At 58.9% G+C, this 26,244-nt stretch carries 26 protein-coding genes; 12 read left to right on the top strand and 14 right to left on the bottom strand.

Going from position 1 to position 26,244, the window contains the following annotated elements:
• Positions 1 to 18: 18 nt before the first annotated feature.
• The 7 genes from ACLBW8_RS16860 (at position 19) to ACLBW8_RS16830 (ending at position 5,997) form a co-directional block, all read left to right on the top strand.
• On the top strand, positions 19 to 1,014 hold the full coding sequence (locus ACLBW8_RS16860; protein ID WP_447805895.1) for a FecR family protein: 996 nt from the start codon (positions 19 to 21) through the stop codon (positions 1,012 to 1,014).
• A 318-nt stretch (positions 1,015 to 1,332) separates the two neighbouring features.
• On the top strand, positions 1,333 to 1,788 hold the full coding sequence (locus ACLBW8_RS16855; protein WP_262664976.1) for a hypothetical protein: 456 nt from the start codon (positions 1,333 to 1,335) through the stop codon (positions 1,786 to 1,788).
• The gene (locus ACLBW8_RS16850; protein WP_447805894.1) at positions 1,785 to 2,348 is read left to right on the top strand and encodes an adhesin; all 564 of its coding nucleotides are present in this window, start codon (positions 1,785 to 1,787) and stop codon (positions 2,346 to 2,348) included. The genes ACLBW8_RS16855 and ACLBW8_RS16850 overlap by 4 nt, the downstream gene beginning before the upstream one ends.
• A gap of 67 nt (positions 2,349 to 2,415) precedes the next feature.
• A complete protein-coding gene (locus ACLBW8_RS16845; protein WP_064452718.1) occupies positions 2,416 to 3,111 on the top strand; it encodes a hypothetical protein in 696 nt (231 codons plus the stop codon).
• A 61-nt stretch (positions 3,112 to 3,172) separates the two neighbouring features.
• Entirely contained in the window at positions 3,173 to 3,850 is a 678-nt protein-coding gene (locus ACLBW8_RS16840) for a C39 family peptidase (RefSeq protein WP_064452719.1), read from the top strand.
• Between the two features lie 37 nt (positions 3,851 to 3,887).
• Entirely contained in the window at positions 3,888 to 4,637 is a 750-nt protein-coding gene (locus tag ACLBW8_RS16835) for a hypothetical protein (protein ID WP_064452720.1), read from the top strand.
• A gap of 49 nt (positions 4,638 to 4,686) precedes the next feature.
• The gene (locus ACLBW8_RS16830) at positions 4,687 to 5,997 is read left to right on the top strand and encodes a hypothetical protein (protein WP_447805893.1); all 1,311 of its coding nucleotides are present in this window, start codon (positions 4,687 to 4,689) and stop codon (positions 5,995 to 5,997) included.
• A gap of 62 nt (positions 5,998 to 6,059) precedes the next feature.
• On the opposite strand, the gene ACLBW8_RS16825 is transcribed toward ACLBW8_RS16830, so the two are convergent.
• Positions 6,060 to 7,385 (bottom strand): sigma 54-interacting transcriptional regulator, encoded by a 1,326-nt coding sequence (locus ACLBW8_RS16825; RefSeq protein ID WP_447805892.1) that lies wholly within the window; start codon positions 7,383 to 7,385, stop codon positions 6,060 to 6,062.
• Positions 7,386 to 7,729: 344 nt separating this feature from the next.
• On the opposite strand from ACLBW8_RS16825, the gene ACLBW8_RS16820 reads away from it, so the two are divergent.
• The gene (locus ACLBW8_RS16820; protein WP_064452723.1) at positions 7,730 to 7,990 is read left to right on the top strand and encodes a hypothetical protein; all 261 of its coding nucleotides are present in this window, start codon (positions 7,730 to 7,732) and stop codon (positions 7,988 to 7,990) included.
• A 75-nt stretch (positions 7,991 to 8,065) separates the two neighbouring features.
• On the opposite strand, the gene ACLBW8_RS16815 is transcribed toward ACLBW8_RS16820, so the two are convergent.
• Genes ACLBW8_RS16815 through gnd form a run of 3 tightly spaced genes read right to left on the bottom strand, consistent with a single transcriptional unit; the run spans position 8,066 to position 11,390 of the window.
• Positions 8,066 to 8,890 (bottom strand): HAD family hydrolase, encoded by an 825-nt coding sequence (locus tag ACLBW8_RS16815; protein ID WP_447805891.1) that lies wholly within the window; start codon positions 8,888 to 8,890, stop codon positions 8,066 to 8,068.
• Positions 8,887 to 10,410: a glucose-6-phosphate dehydrogenase gene (gene zwf, locus ACLBW8_RS16810; protein WP_447805890.1), complete on the bottom strand. Its 1,524-nt coding sequence runs from the start codon at positions 10,408 to 10,410 to the stop codon at positions 8,887 to 8,889. Before zwf ends, ACLBW8_RS16815 begins: the two co-directional genes overlap by 4 nt.
• Positions 10,407 to 11,390, bottom strand: coding sequence for a phosphogluconate dehydrogenase (NAD(+)-dependent, decarboxylating) (gnd, locus tag ACLBW8_RS16805; RefSeq protein WP_262664981.1), 984 nt, complete (start codon positions 11,388 to 11,390; stop codon positions 10,407 to 10,409). The genes zwf and gnd overlap by 4 nt, the downstream gene beginning before the upstream one ends.
• Positions 11,391 to 11,659: 269 nt before the next feature.
• Between gnd and ACLBW8_RS16800 the strand changes: the two genes are divergently transcribed.
• The 4 genes from ACLBW8_RS16800 (at position 11,660) to ACLBW8_RS16785 (ending at position 16,461) form a co-directional block, all read left to right on the top strand.
• Positions 11,660 to 11,836 carry a DUF6026 family protein gene (locus ACLBW8_RS16800; RefSeq protein WP_156526286.1) on the top strand — a complete coding sequence of 59 codons (177 nt, stop codon included), beginning with the start codon at positions 11,660 to 11,662 and terminating at the stop codon, positions 11,834 to 11,836.
• A gap of 164 nt (positions 11,837 to 12,000) precedes the next feature.
• Positions 12,001 to 13,743 (top strand): phosphoethanolamine transferase CptA, encoded by a 1,743-nt coding sequence (locus ACLBW8_RS16795; RefSeq protein ID WP_447805889.1) that lies wholly within the window; start codon positions 12,001 to 12,003, stop codon positions 13,741 to 13,743.
• Between the two features lie 126 nt (positions 13,744 to 13,869).
• Positions 13,870 to 16,098 (top strand): TonB-dependent siderophore receptor, encoded by a 2,229-nt coding sequence (locus ACLBW8_RS16790; protein WP_447805888.1) that lies wholly within the window; start codon positions 13,870 to 13,872, stop codon positions 16,096 to 16,098.
• 141 nt (positions 16,099 to 16,239) lie between these two features.
• Positions 16,240 to 16,461 carry a hypothetical protein gene (locus ACLBW8_RS16785; RefSeq protein WP_064452729.1) on the top strand — a complete coding sequence of 74 codons (222 nt, stop codon included), beginning with the start codon at positions 16,240 to 16,242 and terminating at the stop codon, positions 16,459 to 16,461.
• A 101-nt stretch (positions 16,462 to 16,562) separates the two neighbouring features.
• Here the strand turns inward: ACLBW8_RS16785 and ACLBW8_RS16780 are convergent, their stop codons facing one another.
• The 10 genes from ACLBW8_RS16780 to ACLBW8_RS16735 form a co-directional block, all read right to left on the bottom strand.
• Positions 16,563 to 17,054 (bottom strand): GNAT family N-acetyltransferase, encoded by a 492-nt coding sequence (locus ACLBW8_RS16780; protein ID WP_407016766.1) that lies wholly within the window; start codon positions 17,052 to 17,054, stop codon positions 16,563 to 16,565.
• Positions 17,055 to 17,215: 161 nt separating this feature from the next.
• Positions 17,216 to 18,322, bottom strand: a complete 1,107-nt coding sequence (zapE, locus tag ACLBW8_RS16775) for a cell division protein ZapE (protein WP_447805887.1) — start codon at positions 18,320 to 18,322, stop codon at positions 17,216 to 17,218.
• A gap of 15 nt (positions 18,323 to 18,337) precedes the next feature.
• A complete protein-coding gene (locus ACLBW8_RS16770) occupies positions 18,338 to 18,673 on the bottom strand; it encodes a nuclear transport factor 2 family protein (protein WP_221294959.1) in 336 nt (111 codons plus the stop codon).
• 52 nt (positions 18,674 to 18,725) lie between these two features.
• On the bottom strand, positions 18,726 to 19,442 hold the full coding sequence (locus tag ACLBW8_RS16765; protein WP_447805886.1) for a helix-turn-helix transcriptional regulator: 717 nt from the start codon (positions 19,440 to 19,442) through the stop codon (positions 18,726 to 18,728).
• Positions 19,443 to 19,646: 204 nt separating this feature from the next.
• Positions 19,647 to 22,304 carry an aminopeptidase N gene (gene pepN, locus ACLBW8_RS16760; RefSeq protein WP_447805885.1) on the bottom strand — a complete coding sequence of 886 codons (2,658 nt, stop codon included), beginning with the start codon at positions 22,302 to 22,304 and terminating at the stop codon, positions 19,647 to 19,649.
• A 13-nt stretch (positions 22,305 to 22,317) separates the two neighbouring features.
• Positions 22,318 to 23,148: a DUF2797 domain-containing protein gene (locus ACLBW8_RS16755; protein ID WP_447805884.1), complete on the bottom strand. Its 831-nt coding sequence runs from the start codon at positions 23,146 to 23,148 to the stop codon at positions 22,318 to 22,320.
• Positions 23,145 to 23,405 (bottom strand): YeaC family protein, encoded by a 261-nt coding sequence (locus ACLBW8_RS16750; protein ID WP_017138108.1) that lies wholly within the window; start codon positions 23,403 to 23,405, stop codon positions 23,145 to 23,147. Before ACLBW8_RS16750 ends, ACLBW8_RS16755 begins: the two co-directional genes overlap by 4 nt.
• Positions 23,406 to 23,419: 14 nt before the next feature.
• Positions 23,420 to 24,289, bottom strand: a complete 870-nt coding sequence (locus tag ACLBW8_RS16745) for a rhomboid family intramembrane serine protease (protein WP_447805883.1) — start codon at positions 24,287 to 24,289, stop codon at positions 23,420 to 23,422.
• Positions 24,286 to 25,260, bottom strand: coding sequence for a metallophosphoesterase (locus ACLBW8_RS16740; protein ID WP_167353733.1), 975 nt, complete (start codon positions 25,258 to 25,260; stop codon positions 24,286 to 24,288). The genes ACLBW8_RS16745 and ACLBW8_RS16740 overlap by 4 nt, the downstream gene beginning before the upstream one ends.
• Entirely contained in the window at positions 25,257 to 26,147 is an 891-nt protein-coding gene (locus ACLBW8_RS16735; RefSeq protein ID WP_010210870.1) for an NAD(+) kinase, read from the bottom strand. Before ACLBW8_RS16735 ends, ACLBW8_RS16740 begins: the two co-directional genes overlap by 4 nt.
• Positions 26,148 to 26,244 lie beyond the last annotated feature (97 nt).

Raw genomic sequence — 26,244 nt, 5'->3', positions numbered from 1 at the left:
CGAAATCAGGATGAGCCCATGAGCGACAAGCCCCTTTCAGAAGCCGAATATGACGCCATCACCGACGCCGCCGCGCATTGGTGCATGCGACTGCATGCCAGTGATTGCACCGCGGGCGAGCGTCAGGCTTTTGCGCAATGGCACGATGCGCATCCACTGCACGCCTTCGAATACGCGGCCATGCTGGAAATCTGGGAGGTCGCCGATCACCTGCCGCGTCACGAACCGGCGCCTGTTGTGCTGCCGATCACGCCACGCCGCCGCTTGCGCACTTACGCGGTGGCCGCCGCTGTCTGCCTTGGCGCCTTGCCGCTTGCCGCCTTCACCGGCTGGGAAGCGGGTTGGTTGCCCAGCGCCTATGAACATTTCGAAGCCACCAATGACCAACGCAAGGTTACGCTCGGCGATGGCAGCCAGGTCGAGTTGAACCTGGGCACCGAGCTGGTGTTCAGCAACTACAAGGACCAACGCCTGGTCACCTTGAAAAAGGGCGAAGCATTTTTCAACGTTGCCCATGACAGCAAGCACCCGTTTATCGTGCGGGCTGGCGAGGGACAGGTGCGGGTCACAGGCACCCAATTCAACGTCTGGAAGTATGAGGACCAGGTACGGGTGATGTTGCTTGAAGGCTCGGTGCAGATTTCCAGCGACCAGGCCCACGCCAGCGTCGCACTGAGCCCAGGCATGCAAGCCAGCTATCACCACGGTGACGCCGCCCCGCAGGTCGCCGCCATCAACCCCAATGACGCAGGGCTGGCATGGCGCCAGGGCAAGCTGGTGCTCGACAACCTGGCGTTGACCGACGCGTTGCCGCTGATCAACCGCTACCTGAACAAACCGGTGATGCTGGCAGACGCCAGTACCGGAGCCATTCGCATCGGCGGCATCTACAACATCAATGAAGTCAACAACCTCGTCCCTTCCCTGCCCAAGGTTTTGCCGGTTTATCTGACGCAGAACCAGGATGGCAACCCCGTACTCAATGCCATCCCGCGTAAAGCCCCCAAGGGCTAAGCCTTGTGCACGCACCTGCGGGCCTGCTCGCCGCGACAGTGTCCATTTTTGAAACACCTCCCTCCCCTGAATCGCCCGCCCCGAGCGGATTCATCGTTTTGTCAAGCCGACTGTTACGCCGCTGAAACAGCCTTGACGTGGGGCTGCGCATAGACGGCCGCGCGGGCACTGTCTCAACGGTGAAACACCACAGCCATCACAGAGGCTCGGTTTAATTACAACTCGCTGAATATCAACAACAAATAAAAAGCGGCACGCGTTCTGCTCTTTCCCTTACAGCGCTGTTTAGGGTCAGCGCGAAGAATAAGGAACACTGCCGTGGACACACATAATCCGAGCTCACTGAGCCTCCTGCTGATCAGCTGTGTACTGAGTGCCAGCGCAAGCCTTCCGGCTTTTGCGGACGGTGACGGTGTGATTGTGATCCAGCGTCAGGTCCAACCTTATGCAATCGGTCGCTCACGCGGTAAAGACCCCTACCCCAACACCGTGAATGCCAACCCATCAGCCCAAGTCCTGCACGCTGCCAGCAATGAACTCAGCGACAACGACATCGCGGGTATCAGCACTGGCTCAAGCCTGACGCGCAGCATCATGCCCAATGGCGACATTACTGGCCTGAACACATTCGGTAGCAGTACAGGCCTGGGTGCCGGCAGCGCGGCCGGCCACACCAGTGGTGGCGGCATCTCCGGCACGGTCAATGGTGCGATATCCAGCGGTCTCGCCCCCTTGAACAACATCAGTGGCATGGTCGGGGGGGCAATGAAATGAACGGCTTATGGATGCTCCTTGCGGCGCTCAGTTGCACAGCAGCGATGGCCGACAGCAACAACAACGCAACCATCACGAACTCCGGCAAGCAATACGACGGTGTGGTCTCGACCAACCAGGCAGCCGGCGACCAGCAACAGTTGAGTAACAACCTCGCCATTGCAGTGGGCCACAACGCCCTGGCAAACATTTCCGTCACACAAAAAATCAGCGGCGCTGCGGCCGACCGCTCCCTGAACGCTAACGCTGCGATCCAGGGCAACTCTTTCAGCAATGGCAACGGTGCACTGAGTGTCAACCAGTCCGCCGGGGCCCAGAACCAGATGATCAATGCCGTGCGCATCAGCGTGAATGCTGGCCCGCAGAGCATCGACGACAGCGTCATGTCGCAACAGACCGTTGCGCTTGCAACCGACTCAGGGTTGACCCCTACCACTGGCAGCCGCCAGGTCGTTACCAGCGACCAGGCCTTCACCGGCAGCCGTGGAGTGGTTCAGGTCAACCAGAGCGCCGGGGTGGGGAACCGAGTGGCTAACACCCTGAACTTACGACTCAACTGATGGAGCTGAGTCGATCGCTGGACCGCACCAACACTTAACCAACTAATTAGAAGCAAGGAGATACACCATGAAAACTACAATGGCTCTCAAACCACTGGCTTTCGCTCTCGCTGCGCTCATGGCTGTTGCTGCTCAAGCGGGTCAACCCAACCATCATCCACAGCCAGCGCCTACCACCGCTTCCGCGACCACGCTGGATGGTCAAACCAACCACGGCAACGTGGTCACCAATGAAAAAACCAAAAACAACGCGTCAGCCAATGATTCCTACAACAACATCAGTGGCGTGGCCAACGGCAACGTGCTGAGCGGCGACAACAACCAAGGCAAAAACGATGTGGCCATCGTTTCCGGCGATGCAGACTTCGTGTTCGCCAGTGCCGGCGCCGCACAGTCGAACACCGGCAACAAGGTGCTCAACAGCGCCACTAAAAACAATGCCTCTCTGAACGACAGCGGCAACCATGCCTCGGGCATCATTCAACTAAACTCCGAAGCAGGCACCTCCAACCAAGGCAGCAGCAGTGTTGCACTGGCCTCCGGCAATGGCAGCAGCGGCGCTGCAACCGTCACCGGCGTGCAGGACGTGTCGGGCAACCTGACCCTCAACCTGAGCAGCGGCCACGGCTGGAGCACCAAACCCGTGGTCAACAATGCCAGCGTGAACAACTCGATGAACTTCAGTTCTGGGATATCGAACTCCAACGTTCTGTCGGGCAGCGGCAACCAAGGTCAGAACAACGTAGCAGTCACTCGCTTCTGATCCAGATCGGGCCCTGGCAACAGGGCCCTTTTTATTCCAGCGTCCAACAGGTCATACGATCATGCGCCTCGGAGCCCTCCTTCTGCTGCTAGCACTCACCGGCCCGACCTGGGCAGCGCAAATGGCAGTGGTCATGCCCAATGGCGCGGTGGTCTACAAGAAAGTCGAGAGCATCCGTGAACGCAAGTTCGCCAACCTGGTGGAACAGAAAACCGATTTCAGCTGTGGCGCCGCCGCACTGGCGACCATCCTGCGCCAAGCCTATTGGATGGATGTGGATGAAGACCACGTCATCAAGGGCATGCTGGTCAACGCCGACCAGAATCTGGTGCGCACCCAGGGTTTCTCCATGCTCGACATGAAGCGCTACCTGGAAAGCATCCATATGCGCGCCAAGGGCTACCGGATTACACCTGAGGTACTCATCACCGTAAAAGTGCCGGTCGTGGTGTTGTTGGACATTCGCGGCTACAAGCACTTCGTGGTGTTGCAGCGAGCCGACAAAGACTGGGCCTATATCGGCGACCCCGTGCTGGGCAACAAGCGCTACGCCAAGGACGATTTCGTCAAGGGTTGGAATGGCATCGTATTCGCCGTCATCGGCGAGGGCTATGACAAGACCAACGCCCTGCTGACCCCGCCCACCCCGCTGACCGCCAGGAGCCAACTGAACGGGTTCAGCCCGGTACGCGACAGTGAACTGATGGACTTCGGTTTTATCCAGAGCGACTTCTTTTAGAGGCGCAATAAGGAGCAGGACGCTCCAGGAGCAAACGATGAACACTCTCCGTTGGCTGACGGTCATGTGCCTGGCAGCCACTGCACCTGCTTATGCTTCCTCGGCGTTCAAGCCGATCGAACTCAAGGACTCGGAAATGGCCGAGCTGCGCGGACGCTATGTGATGCCGGGACGGATTATCAGTTTTGGTATCGTCATGAGCAGCACCTGGACCAACGCCGCCGGTGCAACCGTTACTGGCAGCGCCAATATGCAAGTCAACGCGTCCACCGTCACCCCTCAGTTTTATGTGCAAGTCACCGGCAATGATGGCAACGGCATCGTCAAGCAACCTCAAGGCACCGGCACGGTAATCGGAGGCTCCGGCCTCGGAACGGGACAGGGCGTGACGCAAAGCGTACGCGCAGCAGGCGACGGCAACACCGCCAGCAACGGCGTGGACATCAACGTCACCCAAAACGGTTTGGCCCCCGCCAACTACGTACAGTCAGGCCAAGCGCTGATGGCAGGCCAGCCCATCAGCGGTGGCACCGCTGCAGGGCAAGTAACGGTAACGGCGAATAACGGCGGGCTGCAAATGGCACTTCAGGCCAATAACAACCAGGGCAATGTGGTGCAGCAAATTGGCGGTGGCAACGTCCTGCAAGGCACGGTTATTCAGGGCAACAGCAACTTTGTAAACAATATGACCCAACTCAACGTGGTGCTGGGCAACAACGGTTTAAACAACATCAACCAGAACCTTAACCTCGATCAACTCAAAGGCCTCCGCCCTTCCGGTTATTGAACTACGCTGAGCCACGGCACTTACGCATTAGAAAGGGACGGCTTATTTCATGCATCGATCGATATCGTTACGTACCGTGATTTGTTTGAGTACGCTATTGCCGGCATCCATGCTGTATGCCGCGCCGGACGCCGACATCGAAACCTTGAAGCAGCAACTTTTAGAGCTCAAGCAACGCTATGAAGTGCAGCAAAAAGCACTGGCCGTGCTGGAGCAACGTGTACGACAAGTAGAAGACCAACCTGCAACGCCCGCCCCTAAACGCTTGGCAAAATCCCCGGCCGACTTTCAGAAAGGCGGCACTACCGTGGCAGGTCATACGCCTGGAGTGGGCGCCGCAGCGGCTTCGGGTGGCGCGGGCGGCGGCAGTTCCTACGGGCAAAGCCTCAAGGACGATTCGGCCCCGGCACAAAGTGTCAGCAACCTCTATAACGAGGCCAGCGGCTTTTTCGGCAACGGCAAATTCAGCTTTGAAACCGGCGTCACCTATGCCCGCTACGACGCCCGGCAGTTATCCCTCAACGGCTTTTTGGCGCTGGACTCGATCTTCCTCGGGAATATCAACCTGGACCGAATCAAATCCGACAGTTGGACGCTGGACCTGACCGGGCGCTACAACCTGGACAACCGCTGGCAGTTCGACCTGAACGTGCCGGTGGTTTACCGCGAATCGACGTATCAGTCGGGAGGTGTCAACGGCGACGCCAACGCAATGTCGGAAGCCTCCGTCACTCGAAACCCAACCATCGGTGACGTCAACTTTGGTGTCGCCTACAAATTCCTTGATGAGAGTGCCAACCTGCCGGACGCCGTGGTATCGGTGCGCGTCAAGGCCCCCACTGGCGAGGAGCCCTATGGCATCAAGCTGATCGAGCAAGCCAATAACAATAACCTTGCCGTGCCGGAAAGCCTGCCGACGGGTAACGGTGTGTGGTCGGTGACGCCAGGCATCTCCCTGGTGAAAACTTTCGATCCGGCGGTGCTGTTCGGTTCGCTGTCGTATACCCATAACTTCGAGGAGTCGTTCGGCGATATCAGCCCCAACGTCAATCAGAAAGTCCCCGGTAAAATCAGCTTGGGCGACAGCTTTCAACTGGGCGTAGGGGTAGCCTTCGCGCTTAACGAGAAAATGAGCATGTCGTTTTCCGTGTCGGACCTGGTGCAGCGCAAAAGCAAGATCAAGCAGACCGGTCAAGACTGGCAATCGGTGGTTTCCAGCGACGCCAACGCTGGTTATTTCAACGTGGGCATGACCATTGCCGCTTCGGAAAACCTCACCATCGTACCGAACCTGTCAATCGGCATGACGGATGATGCACCGGACTTCACGTTCAGCTTGAAATTCCCGTACTACTTTTAAAGCACGCAAGGAAAAGCCCCGCAACGATAAGGGTCGTTGCGGGGCTTTTCGGTTTACCCGCCCTAGCGGATCTGGTGTTTGTGCAGCAACCGGTAGAACGTCGGCCGGGACACGCCCAGCATGCGGGCCGCGACGCTCAGGTTGTCGCTGTGCCGGTTGAGCACATCACACAACGCCTGACGTTCGGCGCGGTGTTTATAATCTTCCAGTGTAGCCATCGGCGGCACGATTGCTTGTTCGTCCTGGAGTCCCAGATCAACGGCTTCGATCTGGCGCCCTTCGGCCAGCACCAGGCCACGGCGCACACGGTTGGCCAGCTCGCGCACATTGCCCGGCCAAGGGTGTTGCCCCATCGCGACGAGGGCCTCCTCGCTGAAACTGCGGGCTCGACGCCCGGTTTCCTGACTGTAGAAGCGCGAGAAGTGATTGGCCAGCATGGCCACGTCGCCATGCCGCTCACGCAGGGGCGCAGTCACCACCTGCAGGACATTGAGCCGGTAATACAAGTCTTCTCGAAACGTGCCCTTCTCGACCGCCGCTTCCAGATCAACGTGAGTGGCTGCCAACACCCGCACATCCACCGCAATGGGCTGGCTGCCGCCAACGCGCTCGATCTGTTTCTCCTGGAGAAAGCGCAGCAGATTGGCTTGCAACTCCATCGGTAAATCACCGATTTCATCGAGAAACAGCGTGCCGCCGTGGGCCGCCTCAATGCGCCCGACCTTACGCTGGTGAGCACCGGTGAACGCACCTTTTTCATGGCCGAACAGTTCGGACTGGATGAGGTGCTCGGGGATCGCGCCGCAGTTGATTGCGACAAACGGCTTGGCATGGCGCTGGGATTGACGATGCAGGGTCTTGGCCACCAACTCTTTGCCGGTGCCGCTGTCCCCCCGAATCAACACGGGAGACTCCGTTGGCGCAAGTTTGGCCAGTAATTTGCGCAACTCGCGGATGGGTCGGCTGTCACCCAGCAACTCGTGTTCCTGCGCCTCAATCAGCGTGTGGCCTTTGCCCCGCAGGCGCGCCATGCCGAACGCACGCCCGAGGGTGACCTGCACGCGTGCAACATCAAACGGCAAGGTGTGGAAGTCGAAAAACCACTCACAGACGAAATCACCGACATTTTGCAGGCGCAAAACATCCTGGCTGAGTACCGCAATCCACTCGGTGCCGCTGCGGCTGATCAGCTCCTTGACCGCTTCGGGGCGCTCGAGGTGAAAGGGCTGTAATCGCAACAGCCCCACATCGCACGACCGATCGCCGACGGCTCCCAACGCACAGTTGTCCACCTCCCACCCGGCAGTGCGCAAGCCGGGCAATAGCCCGTGACAGTCATCGCAGGGGTCAACCACCAGCAGGCGTCGCTGAACAGGTGTAACAACCATGACTATTCCTTGGCGCCAATATCGTTAAAGTTATTTAGAAACAAAGGTTTGTGAGGCCTGTCGCTAACACTAGCAAGGTATTGACGCTGTTCTTGTACCGTTTCGCTATAAGTGTTGGCAGAAAGCCACTGCGCGGCTGTTGCGGGTAAAAAGTTGCAGCGCTGGAAAACGTTCATTGGGCTGTTAAAACAGTCGCTTACATGACGTCAATCACGAAAGGTTGAAATTTCTTGTTCTAAGATGTGACCCGTACCCCGCCATCGTGCATCAGTACAAGTAACTCGCCGCCTGGCTCGCCCAACCGACGGCATTCACTTGATTGGGCATTTAGAGAGAAGACCCACATGAACGCCCCGCTCCGCATCAACGAAGCTCTTTTGATCGCAGACCGTGCTTTCCAGCCCTTTCAGTGCGTGGCCTGGCACGATGGCAATGGCGCTCTCAGCCTGAGCGTCATCGACCGTACCAATACCCGTATCGGCAGCAAACAACTGACGTCGAGCACGTATAGCGACCCGGCGCAATTGGAAGATTTGTTGTTGCAGGCCCGAGCCGAACTCGACAAAAACGGCCATCAGTTAAAGTCGTGGGCAATGCCGAAGTAAATCGATACTGCAACGTGCGCTCATTGCATGACTGCAACACAATGAGCGCACGTTCAGTAGAAGTGCAGTGGACGTTTACTGTGCCGCGAGAATAAACCGTTCGATCGCTTCCGCAGCACCATTGTCTACATTGCTGCCGGTCACCACGTTGGCCTGGCGCTTGACGGTCTCTTCCGCCTGCCCCATGGCAATCGACAAGCCGGCAACCTGAAACATTGCCGGATCATTGCCGCCGTCGCCGATGGCCGCCGTCTGCTCCATGGGCACGCCAAGGTGCGCAGCCAGGGTCTTCAAGGCTTCGCCCTTGTTGGCGAGCATTGCCGTTACGTCCAGGTACACCGGCTGCGAGCGTGACACCTGAGCCAGCCCTTGCACCTTGGGCTGCAACTGCGCTTCCAGTGTCACCAGCAACTGTGTGTTGTTGCTGGCGGCGACAATCTTGTCGACGCGGTCCAGGTACGGCTCAAAACTATCCACGACCACCGGCCCGTAGCCCAGGCCATCGGCTTCACGCTGCTCCATTGGCCCGGAAGGGTCACGGCGCAGCCAGTCACCGTCGGCGAATACCCACACCTCTACGTCCGGCTCCGCTGAAAACAGCGCCAGGGTCACCAGCGCCGCTTCCGTCGGCAAATGATGCGCAACCAGGATGCTGCCATCCGGGTTGATCAGCGTACCGCCATTAAAGCCAGCGACCGGAACATCAATGCCAAAGGTCTCGATCAGGTGCAGCATGGCCTTGGGCGGCCGCCCACTGGCCAGGCTGAAAAACACCCCGGCGTCGCGCAAGGCGCGAATCGCATCGGCCGTGCGCTGGCTCAGGCTGTGGTCCGGATGCAGCAACGTGCCGTCCACATCACTGAGGATAAAACGGATGGGATGAATCGTTGCATCACTCATCCGAGGCTATGCCAGGTGCGGCCATCGCGGGCCAGTAAGGCATCGGCAGCCTCCGGGCCATCTTCACCGGCCTTGTAGGTCTGGATACCACCGTCTTCCTTCCAGGCATCCAGGAACGGCTGCACCGCACGCCAGCCATTTTCGATGTTATCGGCGCGCTGGAACAAGGTCTGGTCACCGGTCATGCAGTCATAGATGAGGGTTTCATACCCGGTCGACGGCTGCATTTCGAAGAAGTCCTTGTAGTCGAAACCCAACTCGATATTAGCCATTTCCAGGGTCGGCCCAGGCTTTTTCGCCAACAGGTCGAACCACATGCCTTCGTTAGGCTGGATCTGGATTTTCAGGTAGGTGGGCTTGAGCTCATCCACTTCGGTATCGCGGAACTGCGCATACGGTGCGTGCTTGAAACAGATCACGATTTCCGTGTCGCGAATGCTCATGCGCTTGCCGGTTCGCAGGTAAAACGGCACGCCGACCCAGCGCCAGTTGTCGATCATGACTTTGAGCGCAACGAACGTCTCGGTACTGCTGTCGGGCGCGACATTGGCCTCTTCGCGGTAACCGGGGAGCGGCTTGCCAGCCATTTCACCGGCGGTGTACTGGCCGCGTACCGAGTTGGCTCGGGCATCTTCCAGGGACCAGGGGCGAATGGCGCCGATGACCTTGGCCTTTTCACCACGCACTGCATCGGCGCCGAACGCCGCCGGCGGCTCCATGGCCACCATCGCCAGCAACTGGAACAGGTGGTTGGGTACCATGTCGCGCAGGGTGCCGGTTTTTTCGAAGAAATTACCCCGGGTTTCCACACCGACGGTTTCCGCCGCAGTGATTTGCACGTGGTCGATGTAATGGTTGTTCCAGAACGCTTCGAACAGCACGTTGGAGAAACGGCTGATCAAAATGTTCTGTACCGTTTCCTTGCCCAGGTAATGGTCGATGCGATAGATCTGCTTCTCGCTCATCACCTTGAGCAGGCTGGCGTTCAGCGCTTCGGCGGTCGCCAGGTCGGAGCCGAAAGGCTTTTCGATCACCACGCGACGGAAGGCGTCATCGGTTTCCTGGAGCAGACCGGCGCTGCCCAGGCGCTGCACCACTTCACTGAAGAAGCGCGGTGCAGTGGCCAGGTAAAACACCGCGTTGCCAGTGCCGCTGTCGGCGATCTTCTTGCCGATGTCGGCATAGGTGCTGTCGTCGAGGAAATCGCCCTCGACGTAGCTGATGCCTTTGGCCAACTGGGCCCACAGCTCGGGGTCAAGGGCATTTTCACCCTTGCCCTTGACCTTGCTCGCGGCCTCGGTGCGAATGAAATCCTCGAGCTTCTTGGCAAAGTCGGCGTCGCTGATCGCGTTGTGATCAACCCCGACAATGCGCAGGCCGTCACCGAGCAGCCCGTCGCGACTCAGGTTGTACAGCGCCGGCATGAGCAGGCGCTTGACCAGATCGCCATGGGCGCCAAACAGGAACAGTGTGGTTGGGGGTGCAGGTTCGGCCTTGAGTTTCTTGCCGTTAGCCGTCATTTTTTGGAAGTCTCCACATGGCCGCCAAAGCCGAAGCGCATGGCAGACAGCATTTTGTCACCGTAGGTGCTCTGCTGGCGGGAACGGAAGCGTGCGAACAGCGAGGTAGACAGCACCGGTACCGGCACCGCTTGCTCCATGGCCGCTTCGATGGTCCAGCGGCCTTCGCCACTGTCGGCCACGGAGCCGGAGTAACCGTCGAGTTTCGGGTCGGTGGCCAGCGCGTCAGCGGTCAGGTCCAGCAGCCAGGACGACACCACGCTGCCACGGCGCCACACTTCGGCGATGTCGGCAACGTTGAGGTCGAAGCGCTCGTGCTCCGGCAGGTTGTCCGAGTTTTTAGTCTTGAGGATGTCAAAACCTTCGGCAAAAGCCTGCATCATCCCGTACTCAATGCCGTTGTGAATCATCTTCACAAAGTGCCCGGAACCGGCTGGGCCGGCATGAATGTAACCATGCTCGGCGCGGCTGTCGGCAGAGGCTGAACGGTCCTTGGTGCGAGGAATGTTGCCCAGGCCCGGTGCCAGGCTGGCGAAGATCGGGTCGAGGCGCTGCACGGTTTCGGCGTCACCACCGATCATCATGCAATAGCCGCGCTCCAGCCCCCAGACGCCACCGGAGGTGCCAACGTCGACGTAATGCAGACCTTTTTCCGACAAGGCTCTAGCGCGACGGATGTCGTCTTTGTACATGGTATTGCCGCCGTCGATGATCACATCACCGTCTTCAAGCAGCTCGCTCAATTGATTAATAGTGTCTTCGGTGGGGGCGCCTGCCGGCAACATCACCCACACGGCGCGCGGCTTTTGCAGCCCGGCTACCAACGCCTTCAAGTCGGCAACGCCGGTGGCGCCCTCCTCGCTCAAGCCTTTGACGAATGCTTCGTTACGGTCGTATACAACGGTGGTATGCCCATTGAGCATCAGGCGCCGCGCAATGTTACCGCCCATGCGGCCTAGTCCGATAATCCCCAGTTGCATGTGCTGATGCTCCTAACTACTAAATAAATGTGTGACATAGTTTATAGCGCAATGAGGCTATTGAGGGTTAGTCCAGAGCGGATCCGTGTAGTTTCATGACAAAAAAATGCCATCGTTTCAGCATCACCGCCCCAAAAGTCACAGCGACCACCAAAAATAAAAAAGTTCCATTGGCTCAAAAAAGAATTCAGAATTGCTACGACTGTTGCCGAGAACCTCGACTCATGCGTTCCGGCACCGCGATCTACCGGCTATTTGCGAGGTAAGCAATGAGCACAGCACAGATGACCCGCCCGCCACAGACCCTTTACGTCAGCGTCCGTCGCGATGAATTGCGCCAATTGAAAGAAGAGCGCGATCAACTGCAGCAGGAAGTCCTGCGCCTGCGCTCACACCTTCAAGCCCAGTTGGATCAGACTTCAGCCGCACGATCAGCCCTTTGCTGAACCGCTGCTGAACAGAATGTAAGATAACGCCCACAAAATTCTCACAAAGTTTTCACATACCCCTCTCGATACTCCCGCGGAGAAGGGCCACCCCATGCATGGGTGGCCTCTGTTGCGTGCGTCCTTGCGCGTCAACTGCAAAAATTATCGGGTTGGATTACTGGATGGCGATGTTCAAACGCAGCACCACGTCTGCGAAAGGCTTTGATTGGGCCGGTCTCGGCTGGCTGTTTCTGTTTTTCTGGTATTTCTCGGGTATTACCCAACTCCTGATCCAGCTGACCGGCACCTCCGGTTTCAGCGGTTTTCGTCAAGCCTTCTTCCTGAGTGCGTTCTGGCTCGCGCCAATGCTGCTGTTCCCGCGCCGTACGCGCCTGCTTGCCGCCTTGATCGGCATCGTGCTGTGGGCCTGCTCCATGGCCAGCCTGGGTTATTTCTTCATCTACCAGCAGGAATTCTCCCAAAGCGTCATCTTCATCATGTTCGAGTCGAACATCTCTGAAGCGGGTGAATACGCGACCCAATACTTCGCCTGGTGGATTGTGCTGGCGTTTCTCGCCCATACCGCCATGGCTGTTTTCCTGTGGACGCGCCTGCGCCCGGTTTACCTGCCGCGAGGCCAATCGATTCTGGCGGCGACCGCCATTGTGCTGGCGGTTGTCGGTTACCCATTGGTGAAACAGATTGCGACCAACCCGACCATGGAACTGGCCATCGACGGCTTCGAATCCCGTGTCGAGCCCGCCGTGCCATGGCAGATGATCGTCGCCTACCGCCGCTACACCGAACAGCTCAATAGCATGCAAGGCATGCTGACCAGCGCCAGCAAGATCCCCCCCTTGAAGAACCTCAAGGACACCATGGCCGGCCAACCGTCAACGCTGGTGCTGGTGATCGGTGAATCCACCAACCGCCAGCGCATGAGCCTTTATGGCTACCCGCGCAACACCACACCGGAACTGGACAAGCTGCGCGACCAACTGGCGGTGTTCAACAACGTCATCACCCCACGCCCCTACACCATTGAAGCGCTTCAACAAGTGCTGACGTTCGCTGATGAAGAGAACCCGGACCTGTACCTCAAGACGCCGTCGATTGTCAGCGTGATGAAACAGGCCGGCTACAAGACCTACTGGATCACCAACCAGCAGACCATGACCAAGCGCAACACCATGCTCACGACCTTTTCCGAACAGGCCGACGAGCAGGTGTACCTCAATAACAACCGCAACCAGAACGCCCGCCAGTACGACGGCGACGTACTGGCGCCGTTCGCCAAGGCCATGGCCGACCCCGCCGAGCGCAAATTCATCGTGGTGCATTTGCTGGGCACTCACATGAGCTATCAGTACCGTTACCCGCCGACGTTTGAAAAATTCACCGATCGCCAGGGCGTACCGGCCGGCATCAGCGACGCCCAACTGCCGATCTACAACAGCTACGACAACGCGGTGCTGTACAACGACTTTGTGGTGTCGAGCCTGATCAAGGATTACGCCAAGACCGACCCCAACGGCTTCCTGCTCTATTTCTCGGACCATGGCGAAGACGTCTACGACTCGGCGGGCCATAGCACCCTGGGCCGTAACGAGGGCAAACCCACTGCGCCGATGTACACCATCCCGTTCATGGCCTACGCCTCACCGAAATGGCGCGAAACCCATGATTGGAGCTTCGCCGGTGACTTGCAGCGCGCCTCCAGCAGCTCACAGCTGATTCACACCTGGGCTGACTTGGCGGGGTTGAGTTTTGATGAGTGGGACCGCAGCAAAAGCCTGGTCAGCGACAGCTTCAAGGCGCGTCCGCTGATGATTGGCGATCCCTACATCGGCCAGAAAAAAGGCCTGATTGATTTCAGCCTGCTCAAGCCGAAAAAAGCTGATGCCGCCGAGGTGGTGGTTAAGTGATGACTGGCTCTGCAAACAAAAGATAACAATCATTCTCGTTTAAGCCTAAAGTTCCACGCCTCCTTTCGTCTTTGAGCCAAGGCCTTTTCTTATTGAGAAGGCCACAAAGACAAGGAGTCTGCCGCGATGTTTGTGCCTTTTACCCGCTCCATGACCTTCACCGTTGGCCTGTTCAGCGTCGTACTGAGCCCGGAGCTGCTAGCCGAAACCGACCCCGAGCACACCGTGCTGGAGCTGGGTAGCACCCGCGTCACTGCCGAAGGCCTGGGTGCCACTACCGAGCACAGCCAGGCCTATACCACCGGTTCGATGAGCACCGCCACGCGCCTGAACCTGTCCATCAAGGAAACCCCGCAATCCATTTCGGTGATCACCCGCCAGCAGATGGATGACTTCAACCTCAACACGCTGACCGATGCCCTGCGCCAGACCACAGGGGTAACCGTGCAGCACCTGGACTCGGATCGGGCGGGTTACTCGTCCCGCGGCTATTCGATCAACAACTTCCAGGTTGACGGGATGCTCAGCACCTTCGGGCGTATGAAGTCGGATGCCGACACCATCATTTACGACCGCATCGAGGTCGTGCGCGGCGCCACTGGCCTGACCACCGGCGCAGGCGACCCTTCGGCCACGGTCAACATGATCCGCAAGCGCCCTACCGCAGACTGGCAGGCCAGGACCGGCGTCAGCGCAGCCAGCCATGACAATTACTACAGCTACGTCGATGTGGGCGGCCCCCTGGCGTTTGATGGACGACTGCGCGGGCGTACCGTACTGGCTTACCGTGACAGCCAGTCCTATCGCGACAACTACGCGCTGCAACGGGAAGTGGGCTACGGGATTCTCGAAGGCGACCTGACGGACGACACGGTGGTCGCCGTAGGCTTCGACTATCAGAACAAACATGTGCAAGGCACCTCCTGGGGCACCCTGCCCTATTGGAACAGCGACGGCAGCAAGGCCCGGCTGTCGCGCTCGGCGAACATGGCTGCCGACTGGAGCTCCTGGCCGCTGAAAGACAAGACCACCTTCGCCTCCATCGATCACAAACTGTCCCCCGACTGGCGCTTGAAAGCAGCGTACACCCATCGACAGAGCGACACTGATGGCAAGGTGTATTACGGCGGCGCCGGCTTCCCCAATCCGGATGGCAGCGGCATGAACGCCTGGACCAACCAGATGGTCGGCACGTCGAAAATGGACGTGGTGGATTTCAATCTAACCGGCGCCTACCCATTGTTCGGGCGCGAGCATGAGCTGATGGTGGGGTATGGCGAGTCCGAACAGCGGGACACTTCGCCGTTCCAGCGCTACACAACGCCCGAGGGCTACGAACACATCAAACAGTGGCAACACATGGGCGGTATCGTAAAATTTCCCGACCGCACCACCGGCCTGAAGGGCCAACACGACAGCAAAAAACAGACGGCGGGTTACCTGGCCACGCGACTGAGCCTCACCGACCGACTGCACGCTGTGCTGGGAAGCCGTTACGGCAGTTGGGAAAGCGAAACGATCTCCCCCGACTACAACAGCAATAATCAGTTGATCAACGCCAGCAAAACCAGCCAGACCCACAACGACATGTGGACGCCGTATGCCGGTTTGCTCTACGACATAACGCCCGAATACACCGTGTATGCCAGCTACACCGATATTTTCAACCCGCAGGACGAACGCGATGCCAGCAAGAAGTACCTGGAACCCGTGGTGGGCAGCAACTACGAGGTCGGCCTCAAGGGCAGCCTGCTCAACGAGCGCCTGAACCTGGCCAGCGCTTACTTCTGGAGTACCCAAGATAACGTCGCCGAGCTGGATAACAGTGCGCCGCCGGACCCGATCACGCGCGAGCAATTCTACAAGTCAGGCGGTAAAGGCAATAAGGTGCAAGGCTTTGAGGTGGAGGTATCGGGCGAGGTCATGCCCGACTGGAACCTTACCGCAGGCTACACCTACACCCACTCGCGCAATGGCGAGAAGCAGCGCGCCAACCGCAACCAGCCACTCAATCTGTTGAAAGTCTCGACGGCCTATCGCCTGCCGGGACAGTGGCGTGGGTTGACGGTGGGTGGCGCGGTGAACTGGCAAAGCGATGCCTACGACTTTGCCCAGCGCCCGACAGGTGCGCGAGGCGATAAGGGTGACCTGATTACCGAAAGCACCAAAATCACGCAACAGGCCTACACCGTGGTCAACCTGATGTCGCGCTACCAGTTCGACGAACATGTTTCGGCCTCGATCAACGTCAATAATCTATTTGATAAAAAATATTACGAACGCGTCGGCTTTTATAACGGCGTGTATTGGGGAGAACCGCGCTCTCTCACGCTGGCTGTGGACTGGAGGCTTTAAACCCCGAACCCGAAGTTAACAAAAACGTTAACTTCGGGCCGCGCCACGTTAATTCCCACTTAATAAGATAGCGCCATAGTCGTTTCACGAATCGGATCACGGAGCGATCAGACACCTCTCACTCTTAATGGGAATACTGCCATGAAACTCTCCACCTTGATGCTTGCCAGCCTGATGACCCTGACCTCCGCAGCCGCCTTTGCAGAAGGCGGCGCAGAGCGCTCGAAGGAGTTCTACAACAACTTCACCTTTATGCAGCAGAAGACGCACGGCACCACTGATCAAACTGCGCTGGCCGACGGCAAGAATGTAAAGACCGGCACTGCCGATCAAACCAGCGCAGAGCAACATCCCAACAGCTGATTTAATCGTTAGTTAATCCGCATTACCCTGTGCCATTCCGCTCCTTTGGCAAAGGTTAACTTGGCGCCATTTAATGGCGCCTTTTTTTTGCATCTTATTTATTAAAGCGGCTTGCTCCAGAACAGCATGCGCCCATGAGCGGGATCAAAAATCGAATCATCAAAACCGAACTTGCGGTACGCCGATTGCGCTACATCATTGCCTTCAAGCACCTCCAGGGTGATCTTGCAGCAACCACGCTGACGCGCGATCTCCTCGACTTTGTTCAACATCTTCTGGCTCAACCCCAAGCCACGAAACTGCTTCATCACCATCACGTCGTGCACGTTGATCAATGGGCGGCAGGCGAACGTCGAGAACCCTTCGAAACAATTGACCAGCCCCGCCGGTTCACCACCGACAAACGCCAGTACGCTGAACGCGTGGGGGCGCTTGGCCAGTTCGGCCGGCAATTGCAGCAACAGATCAGCAGGCAACGTATGACCGCCGCCCATAGGGTCTTCAGCGTAATGGTTGAGCACCAGGCCGATGGCCTCGGCGTGCACGGGGTTGGTGTAGCTGGCTTGCAGTACCAGGATGTCTGGGGTGTCCATTTCCTTCCTCAATAACGACAACAAGGGAATCGGTTCCCTTTGAGGCGACGATTGTAAGCATGGACTCAGCCGCAGATGAAGGAGATTAACTACAAATGCCTGACAGAAAGTACGCAGGTTGTGCACATAAAACGCTGTTATCCGTTTTTTAAGGCGTTGTCCTATACACCAAAGCGCTGCAGCTGCATCTCCTGCAAGCGGCTGAGGGTGCGGCGGAACGGAAACTCCAGGTAACCTTCGGTGTAGAGACTTTCCAGCGGGACGCTGGCCTCGATGAACAACGGCACCTTGCGGTCGTAGCATTCGTCGACCAGTGCGATAAAGCGCCGCACACTGTCATCGTGCACCGACAGTTCAGGCAAATCGCGATCACCTGCCACCACGCGCTGCGCAGCATCTTCAGTGCCACGGGCAATCCGGCCCGGGCGTTTTTGCGCGCTCAGGTTGGGAACTTCACCCAGCAAGATCGCCTTGAAGCGATCGCACAGCAACATGAAATCCATCGCGGCCAGCGGCTGCTCGCACAGCTCCAAATAGCGACACCAGAGCACCGTATCACTGTACTGCACCGTCACAATCGAGCGAAAACCAACACTGACCGGCCCACTGCTCAGCGCCTGCCCTTCGGTCAATTGTTTGAACACCGTGGCGAGCGCATGCGGCTGGTCCACCCAATAGCGCTGCAGCCCTACACCGGGATGCAATCGGTGGTCTTCACCGCCGTCTACCGCTACCACCTGCATGTGCTGCTTGATCGCCTCGATACCCGGCAGGAAACGCTCGCGATTGAAGCCGCCGGCGTACAGCTGATCGGGAGGTTGATTCGAGGTGCAGACCATCACCACACCTTCTTCGAACATCACCTGGAACAGCCGGCCGAGAATGATCGCGTCACCGATGTCATTGACGAACAACTCGTCAAAACACAGCACGCGCACTTCCCGGCTGAGCTCCCGCGCCAAGGCCTGCAAGGGATCGTGGATGCCGCTGAGCTGGAACAGGCGCTGATGCACCCACCCCATGAAGTGGTGAAAGTGCTGGCGCCGCGCAGGCACTCGCAGGCTTTGATAGAACTGGTCCATCAACCAGGTTTTGCCCCGACCGACCGGCCCCCACAGGTAAACCCCGGGAATCGGCGAGCGCCCGTCGTGCAAGGCTTCGTGGCAGATTTGCAAGGCTTGCACCGCCCGGCGCTGGGCGTCGTCAGGCACGAAACCTTGCTGGGCGATGGCATGTTGGTAAGCCGTAAGAGGCGATTCAAAAGTCATGCGTGCCAGTATGACTTACACAGAGATATCCAGCCGTGAAATCTTGCCCTGCTCGTTCAGGCGAAAGGTGTAGCGCAACTCCAGCGGGCTCCCCGGAAAATTCCCGGACACCACGTTGCTGACCAACACCTTACCGGTGCGATGCTGCACCTTGATCACTTCGACCCTGGGCTGATAACGACGCCCGGTGTCTTCCATCCAACGGGCGATGGCGGCCGTACCGACTTGATGCTCGCCTTCATCGAAGACGTTGGCATCGTCGGCAAAACATTCGGTAATCACCGAAGTATCACGGCTATTGGCCGCAGTGATATAGGCCACGATGGCGGGGGCCAATTCAGGCAGGGACATGGCACAGCTCCTTTTTTAGCGATTTATGGCGTCATGCTAAGCCAGAGCTGTGTCAGTTTTTGTCAGGAGTAAAGGGACCGGACTCATTCTGTTCCATCAACTTGCGCCACGCCCGTAAAAGGTCGCTGCGCCGCCCGGGATAACGCGCCTCCTGGACTTCAGCTGCGGCCACCCGGTCGGTGCGAAAGGTGCGATAAGCACCACGCAACTCGCACCACGCTACGATGACCCGCACCTCATTGAGAAAGCCCAGGGCTAGGGGCCAAATCAGTCGATGGCTCTGGGTCTGGCTGGCATCCGCATAATCAATGTGCAGCGTGGCTTGGTTGCGAATCGCCTCGCGAAACACGTTAAGCGGCACGCGGTTTTCCGGGTAGCCAAACCCGGGCGGCCCAGGCAGCAGCGTCGGGTTACGCAGGGCTTCCTGCGCGGCGGGATCGAGCACGTCGGCAATCTTCGCCAAGGCATTGGCGGCCGCACGGCTCAGCACGTCATCGCCACGCTGGTCCACATAGCGTAAACCCAGCACGATGGCTTCGGTTTCCTCGGCGTTGAGCATCAATGGCGGCAGAAACAGACCGCTGCGCAACACATACCCAACCCCCGCCTCGCCGAAAATCGGCGCCCCCAGTGCAGTCAATTCAGCTATATCGCGGTACAGCGTGCGCTCGGACACCTCTAACTGAGCGGCCAATACAGCAGCGGTCACCGGGCGTTTTTTGCCTCGCATGGCCTGCAACAAGGTCAGTAAACGAGTGGTACGCGACACGTCGATCCCGCCGTAAAGGAAAAAGTGCCGCAGCTTAGCAGAGCACCCTGCCAGAAAGTGTCAGCAGCAAAAACGCCCTGCGTACGAAATGAATGGCCGCGAAAATACAGTTCGGCGCGGCAACATAGCGTGAGCGCCACGACGGCCGCGGGTTGTTCGAGACGAAAAAAAACGGCCTAACAGGCCGTTTTTTATTTGCAGAACTTACGCAAGGCTCTTGCTGACCACCTCGAACACATCACTCGACAGCTCACCGGACGCACGAATGCGCTCCAGTTCCGCCCTCATCAACGCCTGGCGCGCGCTGTCGTATTTACGCCAGCGGGTCAGCGGCGCCAATTGGCGCGAAGCGATCTGCGGGTTAAAGGCGTTCAATTGAATCACCAGGTCCGCCAGGAACCGATACCCCGAGCCATCTGCCGCGTGGAAGTTGATCAGGTTCTGCCCGGCAAACGCGCCGACCAGCGCCCGTACCTTGTTCGGGTTCTTGATGTTGAACGCCGGATGTTCCATCAGCGCGTTGACCCGAGCCAGCCCGCCCGGCAAGGTGCTGCCGGCCTGTACGCTGAACCATTGGTCCATGACCAAGGGGTTGTCTTTGAAGTTCTCGGCAAACACCGACAAGGCATGGGCTTTTTCTGCCTCGAACGGTGAGTTCACCAGCACCGCCAGCGCGGTCAGGCGTTCGGTCATGTTGTCGCAAGCGTCGAACTGTTCCAGGGTCGCGGCCAATACTTCAGGCTTGCCGCTGAGCATCAGGTACGACAGCGCAATATTCTGCAACGCGCGACGCGCAAAATGCTCGGCCGCCGCGACATAAGGCGTCTGTTTGGACAGTTCGCGATTGGCCTGGTAGCGCAGCCACAGGCCTTCGAACAGGTTGTCAGCCAACTGCTTACGGGCAAACTCACGGGCGGCGTGGATGGCATCGACATCTGCCACTTCGCTGATTTCCGTCAAGTAGGCTTCGCTTGGCAACGACAGCATTTCGGCGACCATCGCCTGGTCCAGGCGTTCATCGCTGAGCACTGTGCGCAAGGCGTCGATCAGGCGTTGATCCAGCTTCAGCGGCTGGCCCGCCTGATGCTGGGCGATCAGTTCCTGCAGCACCTGCACCGACAGTTGCTGGCCGGCATCCCAGCGGTTGAAGCCGTCGCTGTCGTGCTGCATCAGGAACATCAGTTGATCGCGGTTATATGGGAAGCTCAGTTTCACCGGCGCCGAGAAGCCACGCAGCAGCGAGGGCAGCGGCTGTTCGGCGATATCAACGAAGGTGAAGGTCTGCTCGGCTTCGGTCACCGAAATGACCCGGGACGTACCGCCCGCAGCCGCTTCACCGGCCAGGCGCAAGGCAATGCCGGCGCCCTTCGCATCCAGCAAGCCCAACTCAACCGGAATCACGAACGGCAGTTTCTGCACCTTGTCCGGGGTTTCCGGGCAGCTCTGGCGGAAGGTCAGGCTGTAGGTTTTGGCGGCGGAGTCGTAAGACTCGCTCACCGCCAGACGCGGCGTACCGGCCTGGCTGTACCAGCGCTTGAACTGAGTCAGGTCAGCACCGTTCGCGTCTTCCATGGCCTTGATGAAATCATCGCAGGTCACCGCCTGGCCGTCGTGGCGTTCGAAGTACAGGTCGCTGCCTTTACGGAAGCCTTCTGCACCGAGCAAGGTGTGGATCATGCCGACCACTTCCGAGCCCTTTTCGTACACAGTCAGGGTGTAGAAGTTGGAGATTTCGATAAAACTGTCCGGGCGCACGGCGTGGGCCATGGGGCCGGCGTCTTCGGCGAACTGGTGCGTACGCAGGTACGCCACATCCTGGATGCGCTTGACCGTGGCCGAGTTCATGTCGGCGGAGAAGCCCGAATCACGGAAAACAGTGAAGCCTTCTTTCAGCGACAGCTGGAACCAGTCGCGGCAGGTCACGCGGTTGCCCGACCAGTTGTGGAAGTATTCGTGGGCGACGATCGCCTCGACCCGCTGGTGCGCGGCATCGGTGGCGGTTTCGGCGCGGGCCAGCACGGCGCTGGAGTTGAAGATATTAAGGCCCTTGTTCTCCATGGCGCCCATGTTGAAGTCGTTGACCGCCACGATCATGAAGATATCGAGGTCGTACTCGCGGCCGTAGGTTTCTTCGTCCCAGCGCATGGATTTTTTCAGGCTGGTCATGGCGTGCTGGCACTTGTCGATATTTTCCGGTTCGACATAAATGCGCAGCGCCACTTCACGGCTGGTCATGGTGGTGAACGTGTCTTCAACACACCACAGGTCACCGGCCACCAGCGCAAACAGGTATGCCGGCTTCTTGAACGGGTCTTCCCAGGTCGCCCAGTGACGACCGTCTTCACCCGGGCCGCTGGCAATCGGGTTGCCGTTGGACAGCAGTACCGGGTAGCGGTGTTGCTCGGCGATTACCGTGGTGGTGAAGGTGCTCATCACGTCCGGGCGGTCGAGGTAATAGGTAATCTTGCGAAAGCCCTCGGCCTCGCACTGGGTGCAGAACATGCCGCCGGATTTGTACAGGCCTTCAAGGGCGGTGTTGGTTTCCGGGTGAATACGCACGCTTGTGTCGACCGTGAAGGTTTCGCGGGTCGGGTGCAGGGTCAGGTGGCTGTCGGTCAGCTGGTAGTCAACCTCGGTCAGTTCCTGATCGCCCAGGTTGACAGTCAGCAGCTCCAGCTGTTGGCCATCGAGCACCAGCGGCGGCAGGCCGGCACCGCGTTCAGGGTTGCGGCGCATCACCAACTGCGCGTGGACCAGGCTGTGGTCCTCGAACAACTCGAAGGTCAGGTGCGTCTCTTCGATCAGGTAGTCCGGCGCCTGATAGTCCTTCAGGTAAATCATCTTCGGTTGTTCGGTGCGCATGGGTTGCATCCTTTTACTGATGCACGGCGAGCTGGTAGGCCGTGTACTTACGAATGTTGATAACGCCGGTATCGAAGATCAGGTATTGGCCCTTGATCCCCAACAGCGTGCCTTCGGCAATCGGGTTCTTGTCCAGGTTGAAGCTGACAATCTTGGCCGGGTATTGCTCGACCGGGTAACGGATCTCGATGGGTTCGATGTCGGTCACCGGTTGGATGGCCTGCAGGCCAAAGCGTTCCTGCAAACTCAGCAGGCCTTCAGCGCAGGAGGCAAACAGCTGGTCGCGCACCTGCTTGAGGTCCACCGATAGCGCATCGCCCTTGAGCAAGGCGCGCCAGTTGGTCTTGTCGGCCACTTGGCTGCGGAACAGGTCTTCGACAAAACCGGACTGCTGGCGGGTCGCGACGCGCATGATCGGCAGCGCCTGGCTGGCGCCCTGGTCGAGCCAACGCGTCGGCAGTTGGGTGGCACGGGTGATGCCGACCTTGATCCCCGACGAATTGGCCAGGTACACCACATGGTCGGTCATGCAGAATTTTTCGCCCCAGCCGGGATCACGGCAAGTACCGGCGTCGTAATGGCAACGCTCGGGGCTCATGATGCACAGGTCACACTGGGCCAGTTTGGTCATGCACGGGTAGCAGTAACCCTGGCTGAAACTGGTTTTGGTCTTGCGGCCGCAATGGCTGCAATGAATGGCACCCAGGTATTCCAGGCGCACGTGAGTGCCGATCAACGGGTTGACCGGCACCTCGGTGTCGCCCAGACGAAACGCGTATTGAACGGTCGGCTCACCGAGTTGCGCCGACATTTTGCTGACTGCACCGCGACCGATTTCAATCAATGGATCGCATCCGACTTGAACAGAATGTTCGGCACCGGCGCCGATTTGGACGCGCATTCCTGCGGCCCCATGTAGCCGGTGCGCTGCTCTTCCGGCAGGTTCTGGATTTCCCAGGCGATCACCGCTTGCAGGGACAGCTCGCGTTGCTCGGCGGTGAGCTTGCGGCCATCGGACCATTTGCCGATTTCCACGGCCAGCTTGAGGCTCTCGTAGATATCCGGGGTGATGTTTTCGATCATTTCAGCAAAAGAGGACATGAGGCTCTTCCTTATCAAATAGAAGATTTGCGGCGGCTGTAAAGCCCGCCCAGCAAACCTGTCAGGCAACCGATAACCAGGCCGCCGACGTGGGCAGCGTTGGCGATTTCGCCGAAACCGATCATCGAGACCAGCCCCGACAGGCACAGCACCAGCCATACCAACATCATCACCAGCACCCCACGGGGCAGGCGATAGGCCGGGTTAGGCGACAATAATTGAAAAATCCAGCAATGCCCGAGCAAGCCATACAACACACCGGACAGGCCGCCAAACAGGCCAGGGCCGCCATAGGCGTATTGAGCGTAGTTGGAGACCAGGCTGAACAACAACGTCAGGCCCAGCAGGTTGATACTGCCCTGGCGCACTTCGATGCGGCGGCCCAGTTCCCAGTACCACATGCCATTCATCGCCAGGTGCAGGATGCCGAAGTGGATCAGCATCGGGGTGACCAGCCGCCACCACTGCCCCGAGGCCATGGTTTCGGCAAACGGCGTGAACTGGATGTACTCACCCGTCACGTGAAACGGCAGGAACGTCAGCCAGCTCATGGCTTGCAGGTTTTCGCCCAGCAGCGTCACCGCGCCGACGATAAGGCTCGCCAGCAGCACCAGCGCAGTGACCGGGCTCATGCGCAATTGCTGGACGAAGCCTGGACGCGCAACGGGTGCCTGCTCGGGAATATCCAGTTGCTGGTCCGGGTCACCGGCGGGAAAGCGCTGGTACAGCACGCGCACGTCGTCGCTGATGGTCTCGGGCACCCACAACACCTGCTCCCCGGCTTCCTCGCTGACGCGATGCGGCACTTGCATACGTTGCAGCAGTTTGACGAAACCGCCCAGGTCGACGCTCAGTGGCAAGCGCAATACAGCCACGGTACTCATGACATCACCTCGGGCCGCTCAACGTCGACCCATACGAATTTACGCGGATCCAGTTGGGTTTCCTGGTCCAGTCGATAGGCCACCAACTTGCCGTACAGCACCGCGCTGTAGTCCAGGCAGGCTAGGTTCGGGCGGATCGGCGCCGGTTTGCCGCTGCGCCAGTAGTGACCGACGAACAACAACGGTTCGTCGACGCCGTAGCGCAACAGGGAATTTTTCTGCGAGGACGACAGTGGCGTACGCGCCACCGGCTCCGGCAGCGCATCGGGTTGGAACACGATGTCGCCGTAGGTTTTCGGGTCGTCTTCCCAGAACTTGGTGCGAAAGAACGAACGCGTCAGGCCATCACCACCGGTCAGCGTCAGGCCATCCGGCAGGCGCATGTCTGTGCCGCGCAACAGGCGGTCGAACGCATTGCAGGCAAAACTGCCCGGCACCGCAGCGGCCTGCAGGAAGTGCTGGTCGATGCAGCCATCCGGGAAGGTACCGCGCAGCGGCTGGATAAAGCCGTCATCCCAGCACGCATGCACCACACGGAAACGCCCGGCGTCGACAAACAGCGGCATGTCATAGAACCAGCCGAGGAAGTCATGCCAGTCGGCCGGGTGGTGCTCGAACTGGGTCAGGGTCTCGTGGATCAAGCGGGCGTGGCGCGGGTTGTGCTCACGCACGAACTGCTTGCCACTGCCCGGCGGCGCCGGTGTGCTCCAGCCCAGTGCGTTGAACTCATGGTTGCCCATGATGCACAGCGCCTGTCCGGCCTCGGCCATGTCATGGACGATATGCAGCGCCTCGCGAATGCGTGGGCCACGGTCGATGATATCGCCGAGGAACACCGCCATTCGCGACGGATGGCGCCAGGTGCCGCCCTGCTTGTGGTAACCCAATTGGTCGAGCAAGTGCTCAAGGGTATGAGCGCAACCGTGCACGTCACCAATCAGGTCGTAGCTACGCGCGGGATCGAGCATCAGTCGCCTCCACCCCCCAAGCGGCTGCCCCAGCCCAACTTGGTCCGGCACACTTCGTAGTAATTGTGGTCCAGCGGGTGGATCAACCGCAGCTTCTGCGCCTTTTTGCTCACGGTGATGGTGTCACCGGGGGCGCAGGTAAAATGGTTCTGCCCGTCACAGGAGACTTGCGGGTAGATCTGCATGTCTTTGGACACCACGATTTTCAGCTCACTGTTGCCATCGACCACAATCGGCCTGCTGGACAACATATGGGGGTACATCGGCACGATCACAATGGCATCCAGCTTGGGATGCATGATCGGGCCACCGGCCGACAACGCGTAGGCGGTAGAGCCGGTCGGCGTGGCGACGATCAGGCCGTCGGCCTTCTGGCTGCAGACGAACTGGCCGTCGATGTACAGCTCGAACTCGATCATCCGCGTGGATTTGCCCGGGTGCAGCACCACGTCATTGAGGGCATCGCCCTGGCCGATGGCTTCACCGTGGCGGCGCACTTCGGCCTGCAACAGGAAGCGGTTTTCCACCAGGTAATGGCCGTCGAGCACCTTGGCGACTTCGACTTCCAGGTCATCCGGGCGGATATCCGTGAGAAACCCCAGGCTGCCACGGTTGATCCCCAACACCGGCACGTTATGCCGCGCCAGGGCCCGGGCCGCGCCGAGCAGGCTGCCGTCGCCGCCCACCACAATCACCATGTCACACACTTCGCCGAGCATCTTGCGCGACGAGGTTTGCAGGCCATGGCCCGGGAGGATTTCAGCGATAGTGTCTTCGAGGATCACATGCAGGTGGCGTTCCAACAGGAACTTTTTCAGCCGGCGGACGGTGTCCAGCACCTGGGTACTGCCCAGGCGACCGATAATGCCGATATTGCGAAATTGCTCCATGGGGCTCCTGCGGGATTTGGGGTGTGGCAAAAAGAACGATTATGGGCGAAAGGCTGCGTCAGGCAAAATCCTTTGTCGCCGCCCGCCTGGATGACAA

It is taken from the genome of Pseudomonas sp. M5A4_2d (assembly GCF_053345295.1).
Note: the sequence above shows the minus strand (reverse complement) of the source record. Positions and strands in the feature narration are given on the sequence as shown.